The following is a 20401-nucleotide window of genomic DNA, read 5'->3' as shown; positions in this document are numbered from 1 at the left end:
ATGAAAGGATTAAAAAATATTTTATTAAAAAAACTTATAATCTATAGCTACATTTTTTTAAGTATTTTTACACAGCCGCTTCTTGCAGCAGGTGTAGTTAGAGATCAAAATAGGAATCAGCAGATGAATGTAGAGAAAGCACCTAATGGAGTTCCAATAGTAAATATCAATGCTCCAAATAATAATGGAGTATCTCATAACTATTTTAAAGAATACAATGTTGAAAAAGAAGGAATTCTTCTTAATAACAGTGCTAAAGAATTTAACAGAACTCAAATAGGTGGAATAATTCAGGGGAATTCTAATCTCAATGGAAGAGAAGCAAATGTAATCCTTACAGAAGTTACAGGAGTAAATAGAAGTAGAATAGAAGGATACACTGAAATAGTTGGAAAATCAGCTGAATATATTTTAGCAAATCCAAATGGGATATATCTAAATGGGGCAGGGTTCATAAATACTCCAAGAGTAACACTTACAACTGGAAAATCAATAACAGATGAGTTGGGAGATTTAAAAGGATTTTCTATAGATGATGGAACAGTAGTAATAGGAAGTCAGGGAATAGATGGAAAGAATGTAAGAATGGTAGATATTATTTCAAGAACAGCCCAGCTTAATGGTGCAGTGTATGGTGGAGACGAAGTAAATGTTGTCTTGGGGAGAAATGATTATGATCACCAAACAAAAAAAGTAACACCAAAAGCTGATAAAGCAGGAGATAAGCCAAAGGTAGCTCTAGATGCAAAAGCACTGGGGTCTCTTTATGCTGGAAGAATATATCTGCAAAGTACAGAAAAAGGTGTTGGAGTAAACAGTCAGGGGGAGATGCTTGCTGGAGCAGGAGATTTTGAAGTAGATGTTAATGGAAGGCTGATTCTTAATGATGCCCAGGCTAAAAATGATATAAAAATAAAAGCAGAAAATGTTGAAATTCAAAAGAGAGCAATTGCAGAAAACAATATCAATATTAATACAAAGGATATAGTAAATACTGGTGCTGTAGCAGCAAATAAAAATATAACTGTAAAAAGTTCTAATATAGAAAATAAGGGAAATATGTCTTCTAAGAGCATAACTATAGCTAACAAGGAAAAAATAGTAAATACAGGTAAAATATCAGCAGACAATGTAAAAATATCTTCTAATGATATGACAAATAAAGAATTAACAGCTGTTAATGCTGATATAGATTTAACAGGCAACTTAAAAACAGAATCTATGAAAGTTGTTGAAAATTTAAATATCAAGGGAAAAAATATAGAAAATACAGGAACTATAGCAGCTAATAAAAAAGTGAAAATAGAGAGTACTAATCTTTCAAATAAAGGAGATACCAGTGCTGATGAAATAAAGATAAATAATCAAAATAATATTGTAAATGAAAAGAATATAATAGCTTCTTCAGTAGATATTACTTCAAAATCATTAGTTAATAAAGAAACTGTTCAAGGTGAAATCTTAAATTTAAAAATTCTAGATTCTCTTAATAATAATGGAACTTTATTAGGGAAAACTTTTTCTTTAGAGGCTAATAAAGTAGTAAATACATCTAGTATATATGGAGAAAGCTACTTAACAATAACAGCAGATAAATATATAAATAAAAACTCTGGAATAACTGCTGGCGAAATTCTTTCTTTAAGTGGTAATGTTGAAAATGATGGAAATATTTTAGGGGAAAAAGTAGTATTTACAGGTTCAAAAGTTAAAAATACAGGAAACATAACAGGAGAGAATACTCTTCAGATTACTTCTGATTTAAATAATAGTGGAACTGTTCAAGGAAAAAATCTAGTAAGTATTATTGGAAACATAGACAATAGGCAAAATATAAAGAGTGAAAAAGTATTAAATATATCTGGAAATGTAATAAATACTGGATATACCTATGGTGAGAGCACTGATATCATTGGGGATATAACTAATAGTGGAAATATTTTAGCGCTTTTAAACATGAAAATATCTGGAGATATAATTAATAATAAGAATTTAAACAGTGGAGATAAACTTATTCTATTAAGCAGCAATATTGTTAATAATGATAGAATATCAGCCTTAGATCTTTCTATAACAGGAGTTAAGCTTGTAAATAATGGAATGATAACTGGAGAAAAAGGAATATTTAATATTGATGATATAGAAAATTATGGAACTCTTTATGGAAAGAATACTCTTTCTATTACAGGAAATAATCTTATCAATAATAAACTTATTCAAGGGTCTAAGGATCTATATATAAATTCACAAAATATAGAAAATAAAGATGATTTATTTGCAGGAAATAACATTTCTCTGACAACTGTATCTTTAGACAATACTGGAAGAATAATTGGAGATGGAAATTTAACATTTAGTACTGTTAATTCTTTTACTAACTCTAATCTTATCCAAGGAAATAATATAAAAATATCTGGAGTGGATAATAGTGGAAAAATTGTTGCTAAAGAGGGGATTGAAGCTGTAGAAATTAAAAATAATGGAATAGTTTCAGCTTTAAAAAATCTTAAGAGCAGTAAACTTTCAAATTTTCTTCTTGGAAAAACTATTTTGGGAGAAAATCTTACTTTAGAAGAAGAGCTTTTAAATAAAGGAATCATTTCAGTAAAGGGAGATATAACAGCTAAAAATATTTCTAATGCTGGAAGTGTAGTTTCAGATAAAAATATAGTATTAAAAGAATTAGACAATAGCAGTGGGACTATTGAGGGGAAAAATATTAGTATAGTAAATACAGGAATTTTTAATAACCAGTCAGGAAAGTTAAAAGTTTTTGATAATGATTCAATACTATATATAAAAGCACTTGATATCAATAATAATTCTGGTGAAGTTCACGCTCAGGGAACTGCTGATTTAAATATAGCTGGGAATTTAATTCTTACAGGAAGCTATATAGGAAATAATCTTTTAAAAATAACCGCCAATTCTTTGACTTCAAATATTAATCTAGAAAATGGTGGAGATATAGTACTTAATCTGTCTGGAGATTTTCTAAACAATAATAAATTTGCCAGTGGAAAGAATATAACTATAAGTGCAAAAGATTTAGTAAATAATAAGACATTAGGAAGTTTAGGAAATTTTGCTATTAATCTTTCAGGAAAATTGGATAATCTAGACAGTATAATTCTTGGAAGTGGAAATAATCTAATAGCAACTGCTGGAGATATAAATAACAGCGGCTTTTTAACTTCACAGAATAGTTTGACTGTAAATTCAAAAGATTTAATAAATAATGGACAGATAGCTTCTGGAAACATCCTTACACTAAATTCAAATAATATAACAAATAATAATTTTGCTCTTTTGTATTCTAAAAATGATATGTTTATAACAGCAAAAAAAGATCTTGTAAATAACAAAGGAGACATATATTCTGGAAATAATGCAGAAATAAAAGCTTTAGGAAAAGCACAAAATAATGCAGCAACAATAGAAGCTATAGGAGATATCTATATAGAAGCAGCACAGATAGAAAATCTTGGTGAAGTAACAGGAAGCCATTCCATTACTGGAAAAATTCCTGGAATATCAAGTAATGTAGATATGGACTCAATTGATAAAACTATTCTAAATAATAAAAGCAATCTGATAATGCAGGAGTTATTCACAGATTATATTGGAGGAGTAGGAAGCTGGACATGGTTTCATGAACATTCAAGTGATTTAGGTGTATATCTTCATGAAATTGATAAAGTTGAAAGCAATTATACAAGTGTCATGGCATATATTTCCTCTGGAAAAAATATTACTTTGAAAGCTATTGGAGATGTAATAAACAGAGAAGGGAATATTTTAGCAGATAAAGATATAAATATATCAGCTGTTAATTTAAAAAATGAAAATTATACAATAGATGTAGAAGTTAACAGTGAATGGAGAAGAGATTATGAACTTCATGGAAGTGCTATGTATACTCTTCCTTATGATGCATACTTGATGGATGGAAAAGTGTACAATCATAACAGAGATAAAGGTTATGTAGTAGTAAATGATAAAATAATTCAAAAAGTGGGAACTGATAAAGCTACAAAAATATCAGCAGGAAATAATATAAATATATCAGCTGTTAAAGTAGGAAATGGAGCATTATCAAGTGATCCAAATGCAGTGAACTCTAAAAATATTAATGTAGGACAGGTGATATTAAACAGCAGTAATGTTGGAAAAACTGGAACTATTAATACAGAAAGCTTTATTACAATTCCTGAAGGGGATAAAGGATTGTTTGTTGTAAACAAAGATTTAGTGAATTCAGCTGGAGTATCTGTAACAGAAAAAGATAAAATAACTATAGGGAATGGAGAGCTGATATTTAATAACAATTTAGTTTCAAATAATAAAACTCCAGGTTTTTCATATTTGATAGAATCAAATGTTAAATTTACAGATATGGGATACTATATGGGTTCTGACTACTTCTTTGGAAAAATAGGTTTTAATCCTGAGAAAAATATAAGACTTCTTGGAGATGCTTTTTATGAATCAAGAGTGGTAAACAGAGCTATTCTTGAAAGTACAGGAAAGAGATATCTAAATGGAGCAGCAAATGAAAAGGAACAGATGCAGATATTATTAGATAATTCCATAACTGCTATGGAAGATTTTAATCTGTCTATTGGAACAGCGCTTACAAAAGAACAGATAAATAATCTTAAAAGTGATATCATATGGTATGTTGAAGAAGAGGTTAATGGAGTAAATGTTCTTGTACCTAAAGTATATCTATCTAAGGAAACTCTTGCATCACTTGGTAATAACCAGACTGGAATGATGGCAGGGAATGGAATAAATATATCAGCTGTTGAAGTTAATAATACAGGAAGCATAAAATCTGGTGGAAGCATTAATATAAACGCAGAGGAATTTTTGAATAAATCTGTATTAGGTGACTTCAAAGCACTAATTGCAGGAAATGATATAGAAATAGTTTCTGTAAATGATATAAAGAATATAGGAGCTGAAATATCAGCAGATAATAATATATCTTTGGAATCTATAAAAGGAAGCATATGGAATAAAAGTACTGCTAGAGTAAATGATCTTACATATAAAATAGATTCAGATATAGAAAATACAGCTAAAATATCAGGTGCTGATATAAGTATAAAAGCTGGAGAAAACTATATTAATACAGCCGCATTAGTTGAAGGTAAAGGAAATATTGGAATAACAGCAAAAGAAGTAGTAGTAGACACAATAGAAATGCATGATTATGAAAAACAAGGTGGAAATAAGAATTATACAATAACAGAAAGTTATACAAATGCAGGAAGTACAATAACTGGAGAAAATATTTCTATTTCAGCAGATAAAAATATCAATATAAAAGGGTCAGATGTAGTTGCTGATAAAAATATAGATATAGAAGCTAAAGAAAACATAAATATAATTGCTTCTGTTGATTCTGAATATTTTGAGCAACAAAAAACAAAAAAGAAGAGTTTTGGAAGAGGAAAATCAAGTTTAGATATAAAGTATAATGAAAGTATCAATGAAAGCAATATTCTATCAGGGAATAATACCAAGATCACTTCTGGAAAGAATGTTAATATTGTAGGAAGTGATATATTAAGTGGTAATGATTTATCAATTGGAGCAGGAGAAAATACAAATATTGTATCAGCATTAAAAGGAAATGTAGATCACCATCAAAGTAAAAAAACAGGCTTTTTAGGTTTAAGTGGAAGCTTTAAAAAAGAAGTAGAAGTAAACTATACAAATGTTTCTTCAAATATTGGAGCAGTAGGAAATATAGATATAAAATCAGAAAAAGGAAATACAAATATTTTAGCTTCAAATTTAGAAAGTGGAAAAAATATAACAATAGAAGCAGGGAATAATGTAAATATCTTGGCAGCTGATGATATAACTAAGAAAGAAAGTCAAAAATCAAAGAGTAAAACTAAGTTCTTTGGAAGTGCAGATAATTTAAATTTTGAAATAGGATTAAGTACAAGTATTGAAAAAAATAAAAAAGTAACTTACGACACAAAAGTTATTGGAAGTAGTATAGAAAGTGATGGAGATATAAAAATTGTAAGTAAAAATAATACAAATATAGAAGCTAGTAATATATCAGGAAATAATACATCTATATATGCTGGAAATGAACTTAATATAACAGCAAGAGATGAAATTCATAGTAATACTATAAAAAATGAAAAAGGGGAAATAAAATTAACTGCTGGAATAAATCTAAGTGGAATAAAAGATACTATTGATTCAGTAAAGGATACTGTAGTAGGAATAAAAGATCTTCCAGGGGTAATAGGAGTTGGTAGTGATTTAATAAGTGGAAAAGGGATAAATGAATCTCTTGCAGGAAAAGAAGATTCGATAAATGCATTAAATAATTTGCTTAATGGACCATCTGATGGAGGAGTAAGTGCAGGGATATATGCTGGAATAGAATTATCTAAAGATAAAAATACACAAACAAATACTAATAAAGTTGTGACTACTATTACATCAAAAAATGATATTGATTTAAAAACTGATAAAGGAGATATGAATTTTGAAGGTACAAAGGTTATAGCTGGAAATGATATAAAAATTGATTCAGGAAAAAATATAAATATGAACAGTGCCCAAAGTACAGGAAAGGGAGAATCTTCATCTGAAAAAATTGATGGAAAGATAAATTTAGCTACAGGTCAAATTTCAGGTGGAGTAGAAGTTTCTAAAGGATCAAATAATGAAAAAATAAATTCTAATGCTGAATTCATAGCCAAAAATGAAATAAATGTATCAGGAAAAGATCTTGTTATAAAAGGTGGAAATATAGTAGGAGATAAAGTAAAGGTTGAAGTGGACAATTTAGTAGTTGAAAGTTTACAGGATAAAAGTAACTCTAAAAATACTGGAATAAATATCCATGGAAGCTCAGACAACAGTAATGGAACTTCAACTGGAGCAGGACTTGATTTAAGTGATTATAATAAAGAATGGGTAACAAATCAGAGCAGTATAATAGGTAAAGAAGAATCAGAAATAAAAGTTAGCGGAAATACTCATTTAGAGGGTGGGCTTTTAGGAGGAAAAAATACAATACTTGAAACAGGAAGTTTAACATTTAATGATATAAAAGATAGTGAAAAAGGGACAACAATTGGAATAGGTGGAGATATATATCAAAGTTCAAAACAGGAAAGTTTAAGTGATAAGAAAGTAATTGAAGGAAGCTATAGTGCTGTAGATAAAGAACAAATTACACATGCAACTATAGGAAATGGAACAATAATTATTAATGGCAAGGAAGAGAATCCTGAAGGACTTAACAGGGATGAGAGTAAAGCACAGGAAATCGTAAAAGATATTAATGTAGATACTGTAAATGCAAAATATAATTCACAAGCTCGTGAATGGGCAGTAGGTGAATTAGAATCAATAATGAGTAATCATATAAAAAATGGTTTTATTGATCCTGTGATTGCATTGAATGAAACATTTGATATAATCAATTCTAAAATAACACCATATAAAGTAATAATAGAAAAAGATGAAAATGGAAATTTAATAGAACATAAGCCAATCTCAATTGATCCAAATGAAAAATTTGAAGAGAATACAAGTCTTCATGTTAATGGGATGAATACTGATTTTGATCAAGCAGTAGATGAATTAGTCAGGCAAAAATTAAAAAATGGTTTAGAAACTGATGAGGAATTAAAAAATATTAAAACTGGAACAAAATTAGAATTCATACTAATTCATAATGAAACAAATGGATTTTGGGCAGATTTGTATGAGTCTGCAATAGATAGATATGGAACTAAAGGAGGAAAAAATACATATACTGAAGCTGCAAAACAGCTTGGAGAAATACTGTGGTTAAACAAAGATAGAGTCGATGAAGTAACTGCATTTAGTCAAGGAACATTGATATATGGAGCAGCAATGCATTATATTAAAGAAACATATGGAGAAAATAGTCTTTCAGAAATAAAAACTAATACTATTATATTGAGTGGATCAGCATTACCAGTTGAAGATTTTAAAAACTATATGAAAGAAAATGGAAATATGGCTGATATAGATCAAAGAGTTGATATAAATGACTTAGTAGGAACATTGGTTGGAGGAAATCCTGGAAATGTAAAAACAGATGAGGCTATTTTAGAATTGGAAAATAAAAATTTTATGGATTATCATAGTGGATATACAAAGGGACAAGAAACTATAACTCCTCCTGAAAAAACATCATTTCAAAAAGGAAAGAATGTATTAGATAAAATAATGCAAAAAATGAATGTGAATAACTATTTTAAAAGAGAGGGTAAAAATGAAAAATAAAAATTTAATTTTAATATTACTGCTTTTATTATTTTACAGCTGTATAAAATTAGAGGCAAAATCAACAATTAGAACTTATACTTATTATTGCATATATGGAACAATAGAAAATGGGAAAGTAAATAGAATGGGAATTCCCAGAGATAATATTTCTCAAATGGAGGAAAGAATTTATGTATTATATGGAATTAGATTTAATCAACATTATGGATTTGAAAGTCCTATTGATGAAGATAGATTCAAAAATCATCATATTAAATTTTATAATGATATGAAATTAATAATAAATGGAAAGGAATATATTATTCCAAAAAATCAGATAAGAGAGAATATATTAGATTCAAAGATACTTGATTCAAAGAATGGCCCTAAATATTATTTTGAACCACCAGTAGATATACAACATACAAAAAATAATGAATTAATAATAGATATAGGAGAAATAGAAATATTAGATAAAGATGGAAAAACAGTAAAATCTAAAACAAAGATACCTACAATTTTGTTAAAAAAAATTTATGTAACTATTAAATATAATAATATAAAAATGACTGATAGAGAAACTCTGTATAGAGGATGGGCAGAAGATTTTCCTGAAGATTTAAGACAAATGTTAAAAAAATAAAAATTAATATTTTAAAAGTAGTCCAATTAACTTGGACTACTCATTAAGATATTAATAAAATATAGCTTTTAAACTGATAGTAAAGGCTGAAAATATAACAGTAGAACATTTAAAAGATAAAGATACAAATAAAGTAAGTGGTGGAGGAATAGAGATAAGTGGAGTAGGAGCTCCAAACTTATCAGTAATAACAGGAGGTCAAGATAAGAGGCAGGAAACAAATGCAACAGCAGTGAATACAGACTTTATAGTAAAAGGAGATAATAAAACTGCTGAAGAACTAGGATTTAATACAGACTTAGACAAAGCCCAAGTTATAACAAAAGATGAAGATAAAGTATTAGATGCCGAACTTCATACAGATCTATTAAATAAATCTGAAAGAGACAAGATAGTAAAAGCTGGAGAGTATTTAGAAGCTGTCTATGATGGAATAACAGATCCTGGAGTGGGAGGAAAGATTAATACAATCAAGGAACAAATATATGGAGATATGTTGAAAAAAGCAGCAGAAAATTATCCTGGATTTGTAAAATTTGATGAAAAAGTAATAGATGAAAATGGAGAAATATTAACTGATAAGTTAAATGAAAAGGGAAATAGAGTACAAGATCTATTGAAATATTTTGCATCAAGTGTTGGTTATGAAGGTGAAATACCAAGAATTTTGATAGGAGATCTTCCTGTTGGAGAAGAAGCATTTGCCTCAACTTTGGATAATACAATAGCAATAGATAGAAATATATTGGCTTCAGCAGATTCTAACAAAATATTGAGTATATTAGCTCATGAACTGGGACACTTTAATGGTTATGATAGTGGAACAGAAAGTACAGCTTCAAGAATAGAAAATACAGTATTAGGAGCAGTAAGCAAAAAAGAAGTTACAGGAGATTATGAAGCATATTTCAAAAATATGTATGAAGGAAAAGATATAAGTGGAAAAGAAGCACAGAAAATAATAGATGGTATACCAGAAGAAAATAAAGAAAATTCAACTACAGGATATAATGTAAATGTAGGGGCAAGTTTTGGTGGAAGAGTAGGAGCAGGAATTTCAAGATATGTAACTAGAGATTACAAAAATGATAAAGTCACAGTATTTCATACATTAGATGGTGCTCTTCAAATAACAAATCCAGATTTGGATACTTCTTTGGAATTTTCATTCTTTCCTTTTGTAAATGATCCAACAATTCTAGAAGGAAGAGCACATAGTATAGGAGTAAGTTTTAAAATTCCTTACTTAGAAGTTGTAGGAGGAGGATTTGATATTATTTATAATACAAATAATGAATGGTTAGGAGTAAAGTTTTCTATTGGAAAAAGTTTCTATCCTTTTGGAGTTCGTGCAAGTATAGCAGATGGTGCAACTATAATAAAGAAAGAGGAACTTACATTTTATGAGTATAACAAAAAATACCATCCAAGAGGAGGTAAAAATGGATATTAATATAAAAAAAAATAATATTGAAACTATTATTTTAAAAACAGCTAAGAAAGAAAAAAAGAAGCATGTAAAAATATGGATATGTATATACTTCCTTATAACTATTTTTGTACAATATAGTATATTAAAAACTTTAAAAGTTAAAAAAATACCACTTTTTACATTTGAGAGTACACCATTACAATTATTTATACAAGTATTATTGAGTTTTCCAATTTTTTTAGGTTATAATGTAGAACTCATAAAGTATTGGGATGAGTTTATTATTATTGATGGTTTAAAGATTACTCTACAATCAAAAGATGGAGAGTATTTAAAAAGTAAATCAGAATTTCTGATTAAAGATATAACAAAAATCTATATAAAAAAAAGAGAAGAAATTTTTAAATACGATCGTAGCTATAAAGAAGAAGATTATAAAATAGTAAAAATAGAAACAAAGGAAAAAGTTTATTGTTGGGGCTATGACCTTCAGATAGAAGAAGCTAAAAAAGTGGTAAGTATATTAAATAATATTATAAATAAAAGTTAATGTTTTATAGGTAGCTCAATTTATTTGAGCTATCTATTAAGATATTAATTAGAATATGTAGAGTGACTATTATGGTAAAAGCAAATTTTGGAAAAAGCTCTTATTATATTATTAATACAGAAAAGGAGGAAGGATATTTAGTTAATACATTTGATTTTGGAATAGGGGCTGGAACTCCTAGTATAGGTGGAGCTATTAGTATGACAATTTTACCAAAAGTTAATTCAAAAGAAGAACTTACAGGAACTTCTTTAACTGTAGGAGGGTCATATAAAAATTATGGAACTGAATATTTAACTGATATGAATGGAAAATTTTCAGGAGTTAAATTAATTTTAGGATTTTCCGAAAACATGTTTCCTGAAAAGCTAGAAGTACATGGAAGTATTGATAATACAGTTTTTATTAAGGAAGAAAAAGTAAATATAAATAAAAGAATAGTTGAAACTGCAAAAGAACTTGAGCAATTAAGTCAGACTTCAGAAGAAACTAAAAAAAATTTATTAAAAATAACTGGACTGACCTTAAAATTAAGATATGAAATATACCTAGAAAATGGAGGAAAAGAGAAAGTTGAAAATCGTAAAAAAGGAAAATATAATACTCGTTAAAAGGACAAATAATAAAAGAATAATAAAGAATAGTATAATTTATTTTATAGCAATATTGATTCTATTTTTATTTTCTTATTCTTTTATGGGGAATGAAAATGCTTTATTTATTTTAAACTTTTCATTAAAGTTAGTACTCTTCTCATTGTTAACTAGTAAACTAACTTTTACAGCAGATGAAAATTTAGAAATAGCTGAAGATAAAATTGTTTTGAAGTTTGGAGCATTTGGTTTAATTTTAAAAAAATATGAGTTGCCAAATGACAGTAATGTAAGAATTGAATATGATGATTCTTTGAAAACTGTTATAAACACAATATTTGTTCCAAGTACACTTTGGCGCCCAGGAAAGTTACGAAGAATGAAATTCATTTATGAAAATAAAATATATGCCTATGGTTTTGCACTGACTCCTAAAGAGTATGATGAAATAAAAAGTCTAATCTTAAGTCAAAGAAAATAAAAATTAATATTTTACAGGTGGCTCAATTAATTTGAGTCACTTAATAAAATATGGAACGAATAAATATACATTAGAGTATATAAATAACATATAAAAATAATGGATAGGGTTTTCAGAAAACTTAAAAATATATAAGAATTAATATTTTGAAGAAGAGTGTTCTAAATTAATTATTTATTAACTAATTCTTATAATCTCCTTTTTATATTAATCTTAAAAAAATAAATCTAAGTGGAGGCAAAAATAAAAATCTTAAAATTAGAAAATGAAGTAATTATAAAAAAATATAATGGAAAATATTTAAAGATTCCTTTGATTATACAATTTATAATACTTTTATTTGTATCATTACTGAGTTTACCTTTTTTTAGCTATAAAATAATGATATATTTTTTTATTATTTGGAGTAGGATTACATTTGTTAAGTATTATTCCATATAGACTTTCATATCTTGCTGATGAAGAAATGATTATAAAAAAGATCAAATATTTATAAATTTTTATTTTGGAAAAATTCCATTAAAAAAGATAAAAATAGTCAATGATGACTTTCTCGATGTGTCATACAGTACTTTATTTGAAACAAGCTTAGGAATGTATATAACTTTAAAAATGCCTACAAAGTTTCTATTTTCAATTTTAAATCCTAATAAATATAGATTAATGAAGTTAACTTATGAAAATAAAACTTACAGCTTTGGATATGATTTATCAGAGAATAATTACAATACAATAAAAAACTTAATATTGGAACAAAGAGAAACAAGGTAAAAAACTTTAATGTTTTATAGGTAGCCTAATTAATTTTAGGCTACTCGTTAAGAGATTAAAAATATTTTTTTACCAGTAATAGAAGTAACAGGAGGACAGGATAAGAGACAGGATACAAATGCAACAGCAGTAAATACAGATTTTATAGTAAAAGGAGATAATAAAACTGCTGAAGAGCTAGGATTTAATACAGACTTAGACAAAGCCCAAGTTATAACAAAAGATGAAGATAAAGTATTAGATGCAGAACTTCATACAGATTTATTGAATCAATCTGAAAGAGATAAGATTGTAAAAGCAGGAGAGTATTTAGAAGCAGTTTATGATGGAATAACAGATCCAGGAGTGGGAGGAAAAGGAAATACTATAAAGGAAAAAGTTTATGGAAAGCTATTTAAAGAAAAAGGGCAGGAAAGTCACCATTATATAAAACTAGAAGAGAAAAATTAAATTTGTTAATGAAGGAGTTTGAAAATGATAAAAAATGACTTTGATTTTAATGAAATGAAAATGGTATATGAAGATTTAATTATAAGTCCTTGTTTATCAGAAAAGCATATTTTTTTTTCAAAATTCAAAAAGCAAATTCTTTTATCACAAGTTGCTTCAGATACTCCATCTGGAATTTTACTCTATGATAGTTATATTGCTTTGATTAAAACTATGTTCTTTTTTGAAGAAGATTATTTTTATGGCTTGATAACAGAAGGAAAAAAAAATAATGAATGCAATAAAAAAGATGAATATTTTCTAATAGATATAAAGACAAACTATGAAGATTATAAAGATTATATAGAAGATAATTTTATATTTTTAGAAAATATTCTATTTTCATCAAAAAAAAATTGGGTTTTATTATTAACACAAGATTTTTATGGAATTTTAGCATCTACAAATGAATTTATGAAAAAGTATAAGGAAAATTATCCAAAATGGAAAAGTGATATATTTGAAATAACAAATTTGTACAAATCTTCTTCTTTTTTTATGCAGGATATACTTTCTAGCATTGATTTAAAAGGTTTAGAATCTCTGAAAGAATGATAATTAATATTTTAAGGGCAGTCCAATTAATTTGGACTGCTCATTAAAATATTAAAAAGAACTTAAGAAAATGAGTAAAAAATAGAAATTAGTACTATTCTTGGAGTTGGAGGAAAAAGTTTATGGAAAGCTATTTAAAGAAAAAGGGCAGGCAAGTCATCATTATATAAAACTAGAAGAAAAAACTGTAGATGAAAATGGAAATATAATAGAAAAAGATTTAAATGAAAAAGCTAATAGAGTTCAAGCATTAGTAGACTCATTTGCAGCTGATCTAAAATATAAAGGAGAAACTCCAAAAATACTTATAGGAGATCTTCCAACAGGAGTAGAAGCTTTTGCATCACCTGAGAATAATACAATAGCAATAGATAGAAAAGTACTGGCATTAGCAGATGCAAATAAAGTTCTGACTTTGGTAGGGCATGAACTTGGACATTTTAATAGTTATGATGCAAAAACAGAAAGCACAGCTAAAAGAGTGGAAGATGCAATTCAAGGAACAAAAAACAAAGGTAAATACACAGAAAAACTAGAAAAAGAATTCCAAGAAAAATATGCAGGAAGAGATATAAGTGGAAGTGAAGCACAAAAGGTAATAGATGGTATTTCTGAGGAAAACAGAGAAAAATATGGTTTTTCCACAGAATCATTTAATATTGCAGGGGCATTTATGGTAAGACCAAATTTTGGAAAAAGCTCTTATTATATTATAAATACAGAAAAGGAAGAGGGCTATCTTATAGAAACATTTGATTTTGGAATAGGGGCTGGTCTTTTAAATTTAGGTGCCAGTATTAGTACAACAATATTACCAAAAGTTAACTCAAAAGAAGATCTTATCGGAACAGGATTAGCACTTCAAGGGGTGGGATATAAATACTATGGTATGGAAAATTTGACAGATATGAAAGGAAATTTTTCAGGAATAAAATATATCTTTGGTATTTCTGTAGGTACTCCTAAAGAGTGGGAAGTACATACAAGTATTGATAATACAGTCTTTATTCAAGAAAAAACAATAAACATAAATAAGAGAATAATTGAAACTACAAAAGAACTTGAGCAACTAAGCCAAACTCCAGAAGCAACTAAAAAGAATCTAATAAAAATCACAGGGAAAACTCTAAAATTGAGGTATGAAATTTATCTAGAAAACGGAGGGAAAGAAAAAGTTGAAAATCGAAAAAAAGGAAAATATAATACTCGTTAAAAAAACAAATAACAAAATTCTGCTGAAAGAAGCACTTCTTTGGATTTTTCAGATAATAATCTTACTTATATTTTCTTTTATTTTTGTAGGATTTGAAAGAGCATTGTTTTATTTCCCATTTTTCATTAAATTGGGGATTTTAGCTTTAGTAATTAACAAACTAACTTTTACAGCAGATGAAAATTTAGAAATAGCTAAAGATAAAATTATTTTAAAACTTGGAGTATTTGGTATAGTTTTTAAAAAATATGAGTTACCTAATAACAATAATATCAAAATAACAATAATATCAAAATTGTGTATGATGACTCTCTAAAAACATCAATATATACAATATTTACTCCAAGAACAACTGGATGGTCAAAAAAACTTAGAAGAATGAAGTTTAGTTATGAAAATAAAGAGTATAGTTATGGTTTTGCACTAACATTTAAAGAGTTTGAAGAAATAAAAAATTTAATATTAGAACAAAGAGAGAAAAATAAGGAAATTTAATACTTTATAGGTAGCCTAAAATTTTTTTAGGCTACTGATTAAGGTATTAATAAAATTGGCTCACTATCAATAAAGTAGACAAAAAAATGAAAAGGTTTAAGAAGAATTATTGAAATACATAATATAAAACTAGAAGAAAAAACTGTAGATGAAAATGGAAATATAATAGAAAAAGATTTAAATGAAAAAGCTAATAGAGTTCAAGCATTAGTAGACTCATTTGCAGCTGATCTAAAATATGAAGGAGAAACTCCAAGAATACTTATAGGAGATCTTCCACCAGGAGTAGAAGCTTTTGCATCACCTGAGAATAATACAATAGCAATAGATAGAAAAGTGCTGGCGTTAGCAGATGCAAATAAAGTTCTGACTTTGGTAGGGCATGAACTTGGACATTTTAATAGTTATGATGCAAAAACAGAAAGCACAGCTAAAAGAGTGGAAGATGCAATTCAAGGAACAAAAAACAAAGGTAAATACACAGAAAAACTAGAAAAAGAATTCCAAGAAAAATATGCAGGAAGAGATATAAGTGGAAGTGAAGCTCAAAAGGTAATAGATGGTATTCCTGAGAAAAATAAGGAAAACTCAACATATGGTTTTAATGTAGGAGTTGGAGCTGGACTTTTAGCAAAAATTGGGTTAGGAGGATCTTATTATACAACAATTGATTATAAGAATAATAAAGTAACTGTTTTTTCTACTGCTGATGGGTCATTAGAGTTCACTACTCCTAATTCAGGAATAAGTATGGGATTTTCTATTTATCCAAATGTGACAGACCCAAATGTATTAGAAGGACGAGCACAAAATATCGGTGTAGGATTCCCAATTCCTAGATTTGAAGAGTTAGGAGTAGGGGTTGACTTAATTTATACTGTAGAAGGAAAATGGATAGGAGCTAAATTTTCTATAGGTCCTTCTGTACTATCACATGATGCTCATGGAGGATTTACAAGTGGGGCTAAAATAATAAAAAGACAAGAGTATACAATTTCTGAATATTATAAAAAAGTAAAGCCAAGGGGTGGGAGAAATAAATGGTAGTTTCAATAGAAATAAAAAATAATATATTAGAAATAAAAAAGACTAATCCAAAAGGGTATAGAAAATGTCAAAGAATACATATATATTTATATATTTTTCTAAGCATAATTATAGAATATTCTTTTTGGAAAGATATAAAAATTCCAGAACTCTTGATATTTGAAAATATAGCTATAATTTCATTTTATCAAATAATGTTAATTTTCCCAGTTTTGGGGAGTTATTTCTATTATATTTCAAGATTTTTTAATGAATATATCTATGTAAATAAAGAAAAAATGATTCTTTTATTTAAAAATAAAGAATCTATAAAAGATAAAATTGAGATAGACATAAAAGATATAAAAAAAATTTATAAAAAAGTGAGAAATGAGCTTTTTGTTAGATTAAAAAGAGGCGTTTCTGATGAAGAATTTATGCCTATAAAAATAGAAACAAGAGACAGAATAGTCTCTTGGGGAATGGGAATAGAAGACAATAGTGATATAGAAAAAATTATAAATACTTTAAATGATTTTATAAAAACCAAAGTATAATTTATGTATGAAAAAGTTTTATGTTATTTAAAAAACCAGATAAAAATAAAAAAATAAGAATGGAGAAAGTAAAATGGGAAAAGAATGGGGAATAAAAGATATATTGATTGCATTATTGGGGGAGGGGTTGTTATTTGGTGCACTTATTTTATCTGTTGTAATAAGAGATAGCAAACCTCTTGTGATATATCCAATGGAAGTAAGAAATATATTTATGGGTATATTGTATATAAGTTTTGCTATATGTGGATTATTAGTTATTTGTGAAGGGTTATTAAAAATTAACTTTAGAGATTGTCGAATATTACCAATAAAAATAAAAACTTTATGGATAGTTATTGCATTTGTTATGCCTTTGCTTGTAAGTGGTATATTATTATGCTTTCCTGGGAAATGGTTAAATATAGAGTTTAGCCTATCAGATACAATAACTACCCTATCATTTACATTGATGTTCTTTGGTATATCAGCACCTATAGTTGAAGAAATGATATTTAGAGGAATGATGCTTACAGTTTTTGAAAAAAAGTGGAATAAAGGAATAGCAATATTGTTTTCTTCACTTTTGTTCGGAGCGGGGCATCTTATTGGGCAGAGAATGGGGATAAGAGATTTTCTTCTCATGACATTATCAGCAGGCTTGATTGGAGCAATCTTAGCAATAGTCACATTTATAACAGAAAGTATATGGTCAAGTGTAATTATACATATGGTATGGAATATAATAATTATGGGTCAAATAGTTAGTATAGGAGGAGTAAGACCACTATACAGTAGATATAATTATACTTTTAATTCTGATTCAGTTTTACTAACAGGAGGAACTTTTGGAATAGAATCATCTCTACCAGCAATAGTAGTAAATATAATATTTTTAATTATAGTATGGAAGTTGTGGAAAAAAGAAGAGATAAAATGATTGTAAATAATTAACACTTTAAAGGCAGTCCAATTCTTTGGTCTGCTCATTAAAGCATTAATAAAACTGCTGAAGAGCTAGGATTTAACACAGACTTAGACAAAGCCCAAGTTATAACCAAAGATGAAGATAAAGTATTAGATGCAGAACTTCATACAGATCTATTAAACCAATCTGAAAGAGACAAGATAGTAAAAGCTGGAAAGTATTTAGAAGCTGTCTATGATGGAATAACAGATCCTGGAGTGGGAGGAAAAGGAAATACTATAAAGGAAAAAGTTTATGGAAAGTTATTAAAAGAAAAAGGGCAAGAAAGTCATCATTATATAAAACTAGAAGAAAAAACTATAGATGAGAATGGAGAAATAATAGAAAAAGATTTAAATGAAAAAGCTAATAGAGTTCAAGCGTTAGTAGATTCATTTGCAGCTGATCTAAAATATGAAGGAGAAACTCCAAGAATACTTATAGGAGATCTTCCACCAGGAGTAGAAGCTTTTGCATCACAAGAAAATAATACAATAGCAATAGATAGAAACATATTGACTTCAGCAGATTCTAACAAAATATTGAGTATATTAGCTCATGAACTGGGACACTTTAATGGTTATGATAGTGGAACAGAAAGTACAGCTTTAAGAGTAGAAAATGCAGTATCAGGAGCAGTAAGCAAAAAAGAATCTACAGCAGATTATGAAGCATATTTCAAAAATATGTATGAAGGAAAAGATATAAGTGGAAATGAAGCACAGAAAATAATAGATGGTATTCCTGAAGAAAATAAAGAGAAAATAGGTGGAGGACTTTCATTTTCAATAACTAATACCTTTGGAGCTTCTGCAGGAGTTGGGATAACTCTTTATACAACTTATGATTCTGAAAATAGAAAATTTAAATTTTTTACAACATTAGATAAAAGTATTAATATAGGTACTCCAACATTTAGCGGATCTGTAGGTTTGGTTATTTTTCCAAAAGCAGTATCATCAAAAGATATAGAGGGAAAATCTAGTGTAATAGGTGGAGGAGTTAGTTATTATGGATTAGATGTGTATAACCCTAATCTAAATGAGAATGAAAAAAGTGGTATAAAATTCTCTATAGGTTTAGCTCCTAGTTTTCCTTTTCCAGGAGAAATTCATACTGGAACTATAAATGAAAGTACAGTTATTGGAGGAGTAGATGAAGTTTATTTGATAGAGGTAGAAAATGGAATTATAAAATCTATAGATAAAAATTTAAATTTAAAAGGAGTTAATTATTGGAAATCAAGATAAAAAAATCTCAAAATAAAATAGAAATTATAAAAGATGATTCTATAAAATATTCAGCTTTTTCTTTTAAAATAAAAAAAGGTATAAAATACTAAAAATTTTTTCAAATTTCTAATATAATATACCTATGCAAAAAGCAATTAATGGTAACATTTTTTCAATTAAATCAACCCAAACTTTTAATTTTTTGCAATATGAAATTTCTGATAATTATCCTGTAAGAAAACTTAGCTCAATATTGGAGGGATTGGATTTCTATTTTTTATGTAAAATAAGAGAGGTTGCACAAATTAGGTTATAAATCACTAATTTGGAACAGCCCCTTTAATTTTTTAATTAGAATGAATATTTTACTCCAGCTCCAACCATTATAAGCTTGTTGCTGTCAACAATAGGAGAATCTCCAATATCTGATGAGAATCTGTCAGCAGATAAGAAAGCTAAAAGAGTGATCTTATCATTCAAATAATATTCAGCAGCTAAGCTAAGCCCAAGAGAATAAGCAGTATCTGGTGAATAAGTATCAGTAATCTTATCTTTTACTTCATTGCTGTCTATTCCAAAGTAATAATCAACATAATTAGATGAATAAATACTTGCACCAAATGATGGGATTAAAACAAAATTATCAGTAACTCTATATGGTTTTATCAGACGAGCTCCTCCTTTTAATCCTCTTTCACCACCAGAAAATGCAACTACAGCAGTCATATCATAAAAATTTAGATTATATGATAACAACATTCCAAGTGCTACTTGTGGCTTTCTGTCATCAATAGATCTATATCCATGATCCAATTTACTTCCTTTTATAGGAAAACCATCAAAAGGATTTACAAATAATGACAGAGTAAAATCATCTTCACTATACATATCATATCCCATAGTTATTCCAGCTATATAAAAATCATCATATCTGACATCAAAAACAGGAATGGGATAAGTGAGAGAATCTCCTTTAAAAAAGTGGTTGGTAACACCTACAACACCACCAATTTGAAATTTATTTTTATCATGTACTAAAGCTTTAACTTGAAGATCACTTTGAGCTAAGCTTAGAGATGAACATAAAATAAAAGTCGACAGTAATATAATCATTTTCTTCATTAAAAAACCTCCCCAG

17 protein-coding genes are annotated in these 20401 nt (G+C 27.8%); 16 read left to right on the top strand and 1 reads right to left on the bottom strand.

The features are described from left to right. The 16 genes from E0E45_RS06430 to E0E45_RS06365 all read left to right on the top strand — a co-directional run bounded on the left by E0E45_RS06430 (nucleotide 1) and on the right by E0E45_RS06365 (nucleotide 19281). Nucleotides 1-8298: a hemagglutinin repeat-containing protein gene (locus tag E0E45_RS06430; protein ID WP_130890409.1), complete on the top strand. Its 8298-nt coding sequence runs from the start codon at nucleotides 1-3 to the stop codon at nucleotides 8296-8298. After that, complete coding sequence (locus E0E45_RS06425; RefSeq protein ID WP_130890408.1) at nucleotides 8288-8923, top strand: hypothetical protein; 636 nt, start codon at nucleotides 8288-8290, stop codon at nucleotides 8921-8923. The genes E0E45_RS06430 and E0E45_RS06425 overlap by 11 nt, the downstream gene beginning before the upstream one ends. 232 nt (nucleotides 8924-9155) lie before the next feature. Further along, a complete protein-coding gene (locus tag E0E45_RS06420; RefSeq protein WP_232044071.1) occupies nucleotides 9156-10376 on the top strand; it encodes a M48 family metalloprotease in 1221 nt (406 codons plus the stop codon). After that, a complete protein-coding gene (locus E0E45_RS06415; RefSeq protein ID WP_130890407.1) occupies nucleotides 10366-10905 on the top strand; it encodes a hypothetical protein in 540 nt (179 codons plus the stop codon). Before E0E45_RS06420 ends, E0E45_RS06415 begins: the two co-directional genes overlap by 11 nt. Nucleotides 10906-10976: 71 nt before the next feature. After that, on the top strand, nucleotides 10977-11516 hold the full coding sequence (locus E0E45_RS06410) for a hypothetical protein (protein WP_130890406.1): 540 nt from the start codon (nucleotides 10977-10979) through the stop codon (nucleotides 11514-11516). A 145-nt stretch (nucleotides 11517-11661) separates the two neighbouring features. After that, entirely contained in the window at nucleotides 11662-11979 is a 318-nt protein-coding gene (locus E0E45_RS06405; RefSeq protein ID WP_232044070.1) for a hypothetical protein, read from the top strand. A gap of 558 nt (nucleotides 11980-12537) precedes the next feature. Then, entirely contained in the window at nucleotides 12538-12750 is a 213-nt protein-coding gene (locus tag E0E45_RS17665; RefSeq protein ID WP_232044069.1) for a hypothetical protein, read from the top strand. A gap of 264 nt (nucleotides 12751-13014) precedes the next feature. After that, nucleotides 13015-13200, top strand: coding sequence for a hypothetical protein (locus E0E45_RS06400; RefSeq protein ID WP_130890404.1), 186 nt, complete (start codon nucleotides 13015-13017; stop codon nucleotides 13198-13200). A 24-nt stretch (nucleotides 13201-13224) separates the two neighbouring features. Further along, complete coding sequence (locus tag E0E45_RS06395; protein WP_130890403.1) at nucleotides 13225-13794, top strand: hypothetical protein; 570 nt, start codon at nucleotides 13225-13227, stop codon at nucleotides 13792-13794. A 106-nt stretch (nucleotides 13795-13900) separates the two neighbouring features. Next, entirely contained in the window at nucleotides 13901-15007 is a 1107-nt protein-coding gene (locus E0E45_RS06390) for a M48 family metalloprotease (protein ID WP_172604164.1), read from the top strand. Continuing rightward, entirely contained in the window at nucleotides 14970-15323 is a 354-nt protein-coding gene (locus E0E45_RS06385; RefSeq protein WP_130890401.1) for a hypothetical protein, read from the top strand. The genes E0E45_RS06390 and E0E45_RS06385 overlap by 38 nt, the downstream gene beginning before the upstream one ends. After that, nucleotides 15305-15502, top strand: coding sequence for a hypothetical protein (locus tag E0E45_RS17835; protein ID WP_232044068.1), 198 nt, complete (start codon nucleotides 15305-15307; stop codon nucleotides 15500-15502). The genes E0E45_RS06385 and E0E45_RS17835 overlap by 19 nt, the downstream gene beginning before the upstream one ends. A gap of 105 nt (nucleotides 15503-15607) precedes the next feature. After that, nucleotides 15608-16549, top strand: a complete 942-nt coding sequence (locus tag E0E45_RS06380) for a M48 family metalloprotease (RefSeq protein WP_130890400.1) — start codon at nucleotides 15608-15610, stop codon at nucleotides 16547-16549. Then, nucleotides 16543-17085 (top strand): hypothetical protein, encoded by a 543-nt coding sequence (locus tag E0E45_RS06375; protein WP_130890399.1) that lies wholly within the window; start codon nucleotides 16543-16545, stop codon nucleotides 17083-17085. The genes E0E45_RS06380 and E0E45_RS06375 overlap by 7 nt, the downstream gene beginning before the upstream one ends. 73 nt (nucleotides 17086-17158) lie before the next feature. Further along, nucleotides 17159-18004: a CPBP family intramembrane glutamic endopeptidase gene (locus tag E0E45_RS06370; RefSeq protein ID WP_130890398.1), complete on the top strand. Its 846-nt coding sequence runs from the start codon at nucleotides 17159-17161 to the stop codon at nucleotides 18002-18004. Between the two features lie 245 nt (nucleotides 18005-18249). Continuing rightward, complete coding sequence (locus E0E45_RS06365; protein ID WP_232044067.1) at nucleotides 18250-19281, top strand: M48 family metalloprotease; 1032 nt, start codon at nucleotides 18250-18252, stop codon at nucleotides 19279-19281. Nucleotides 19282-19614: 333 nt separating this feature from the next. On the opposite strand, the gene E0E45_RS06360 is transcribed toward E0E45_RS06365, so the two are convergent. Then, entirely contained in the window at nucleotides 19615-20385 is a 771-nt protein-coding gene (locus tag E0E45_RS06360; RefSeq protein WP_130890396.1) for a MipA/OmpV family protein, read from the bottom strand. Nucleotides 20386-20401: the final 16 nt, after the last annotated feature.

Source organism: Fusobacterium ulcerans ATCC 49185 (assembly GCF_900683735.1).
In the GTDB taxonomy this organism is placed as follows: Bacteria; Fusobacteriota; Fusobacteriia; order Fusobacteriales; family Fusobacteriaceae; genus Fusobacterium_A; species Fusobacterium_A ulcerans_A.
The sequence above is the reverse complement of the archived record's forward strand: the minus strand, read 5'-3'. Positions and strand labels throughout refer to the sequence as shown.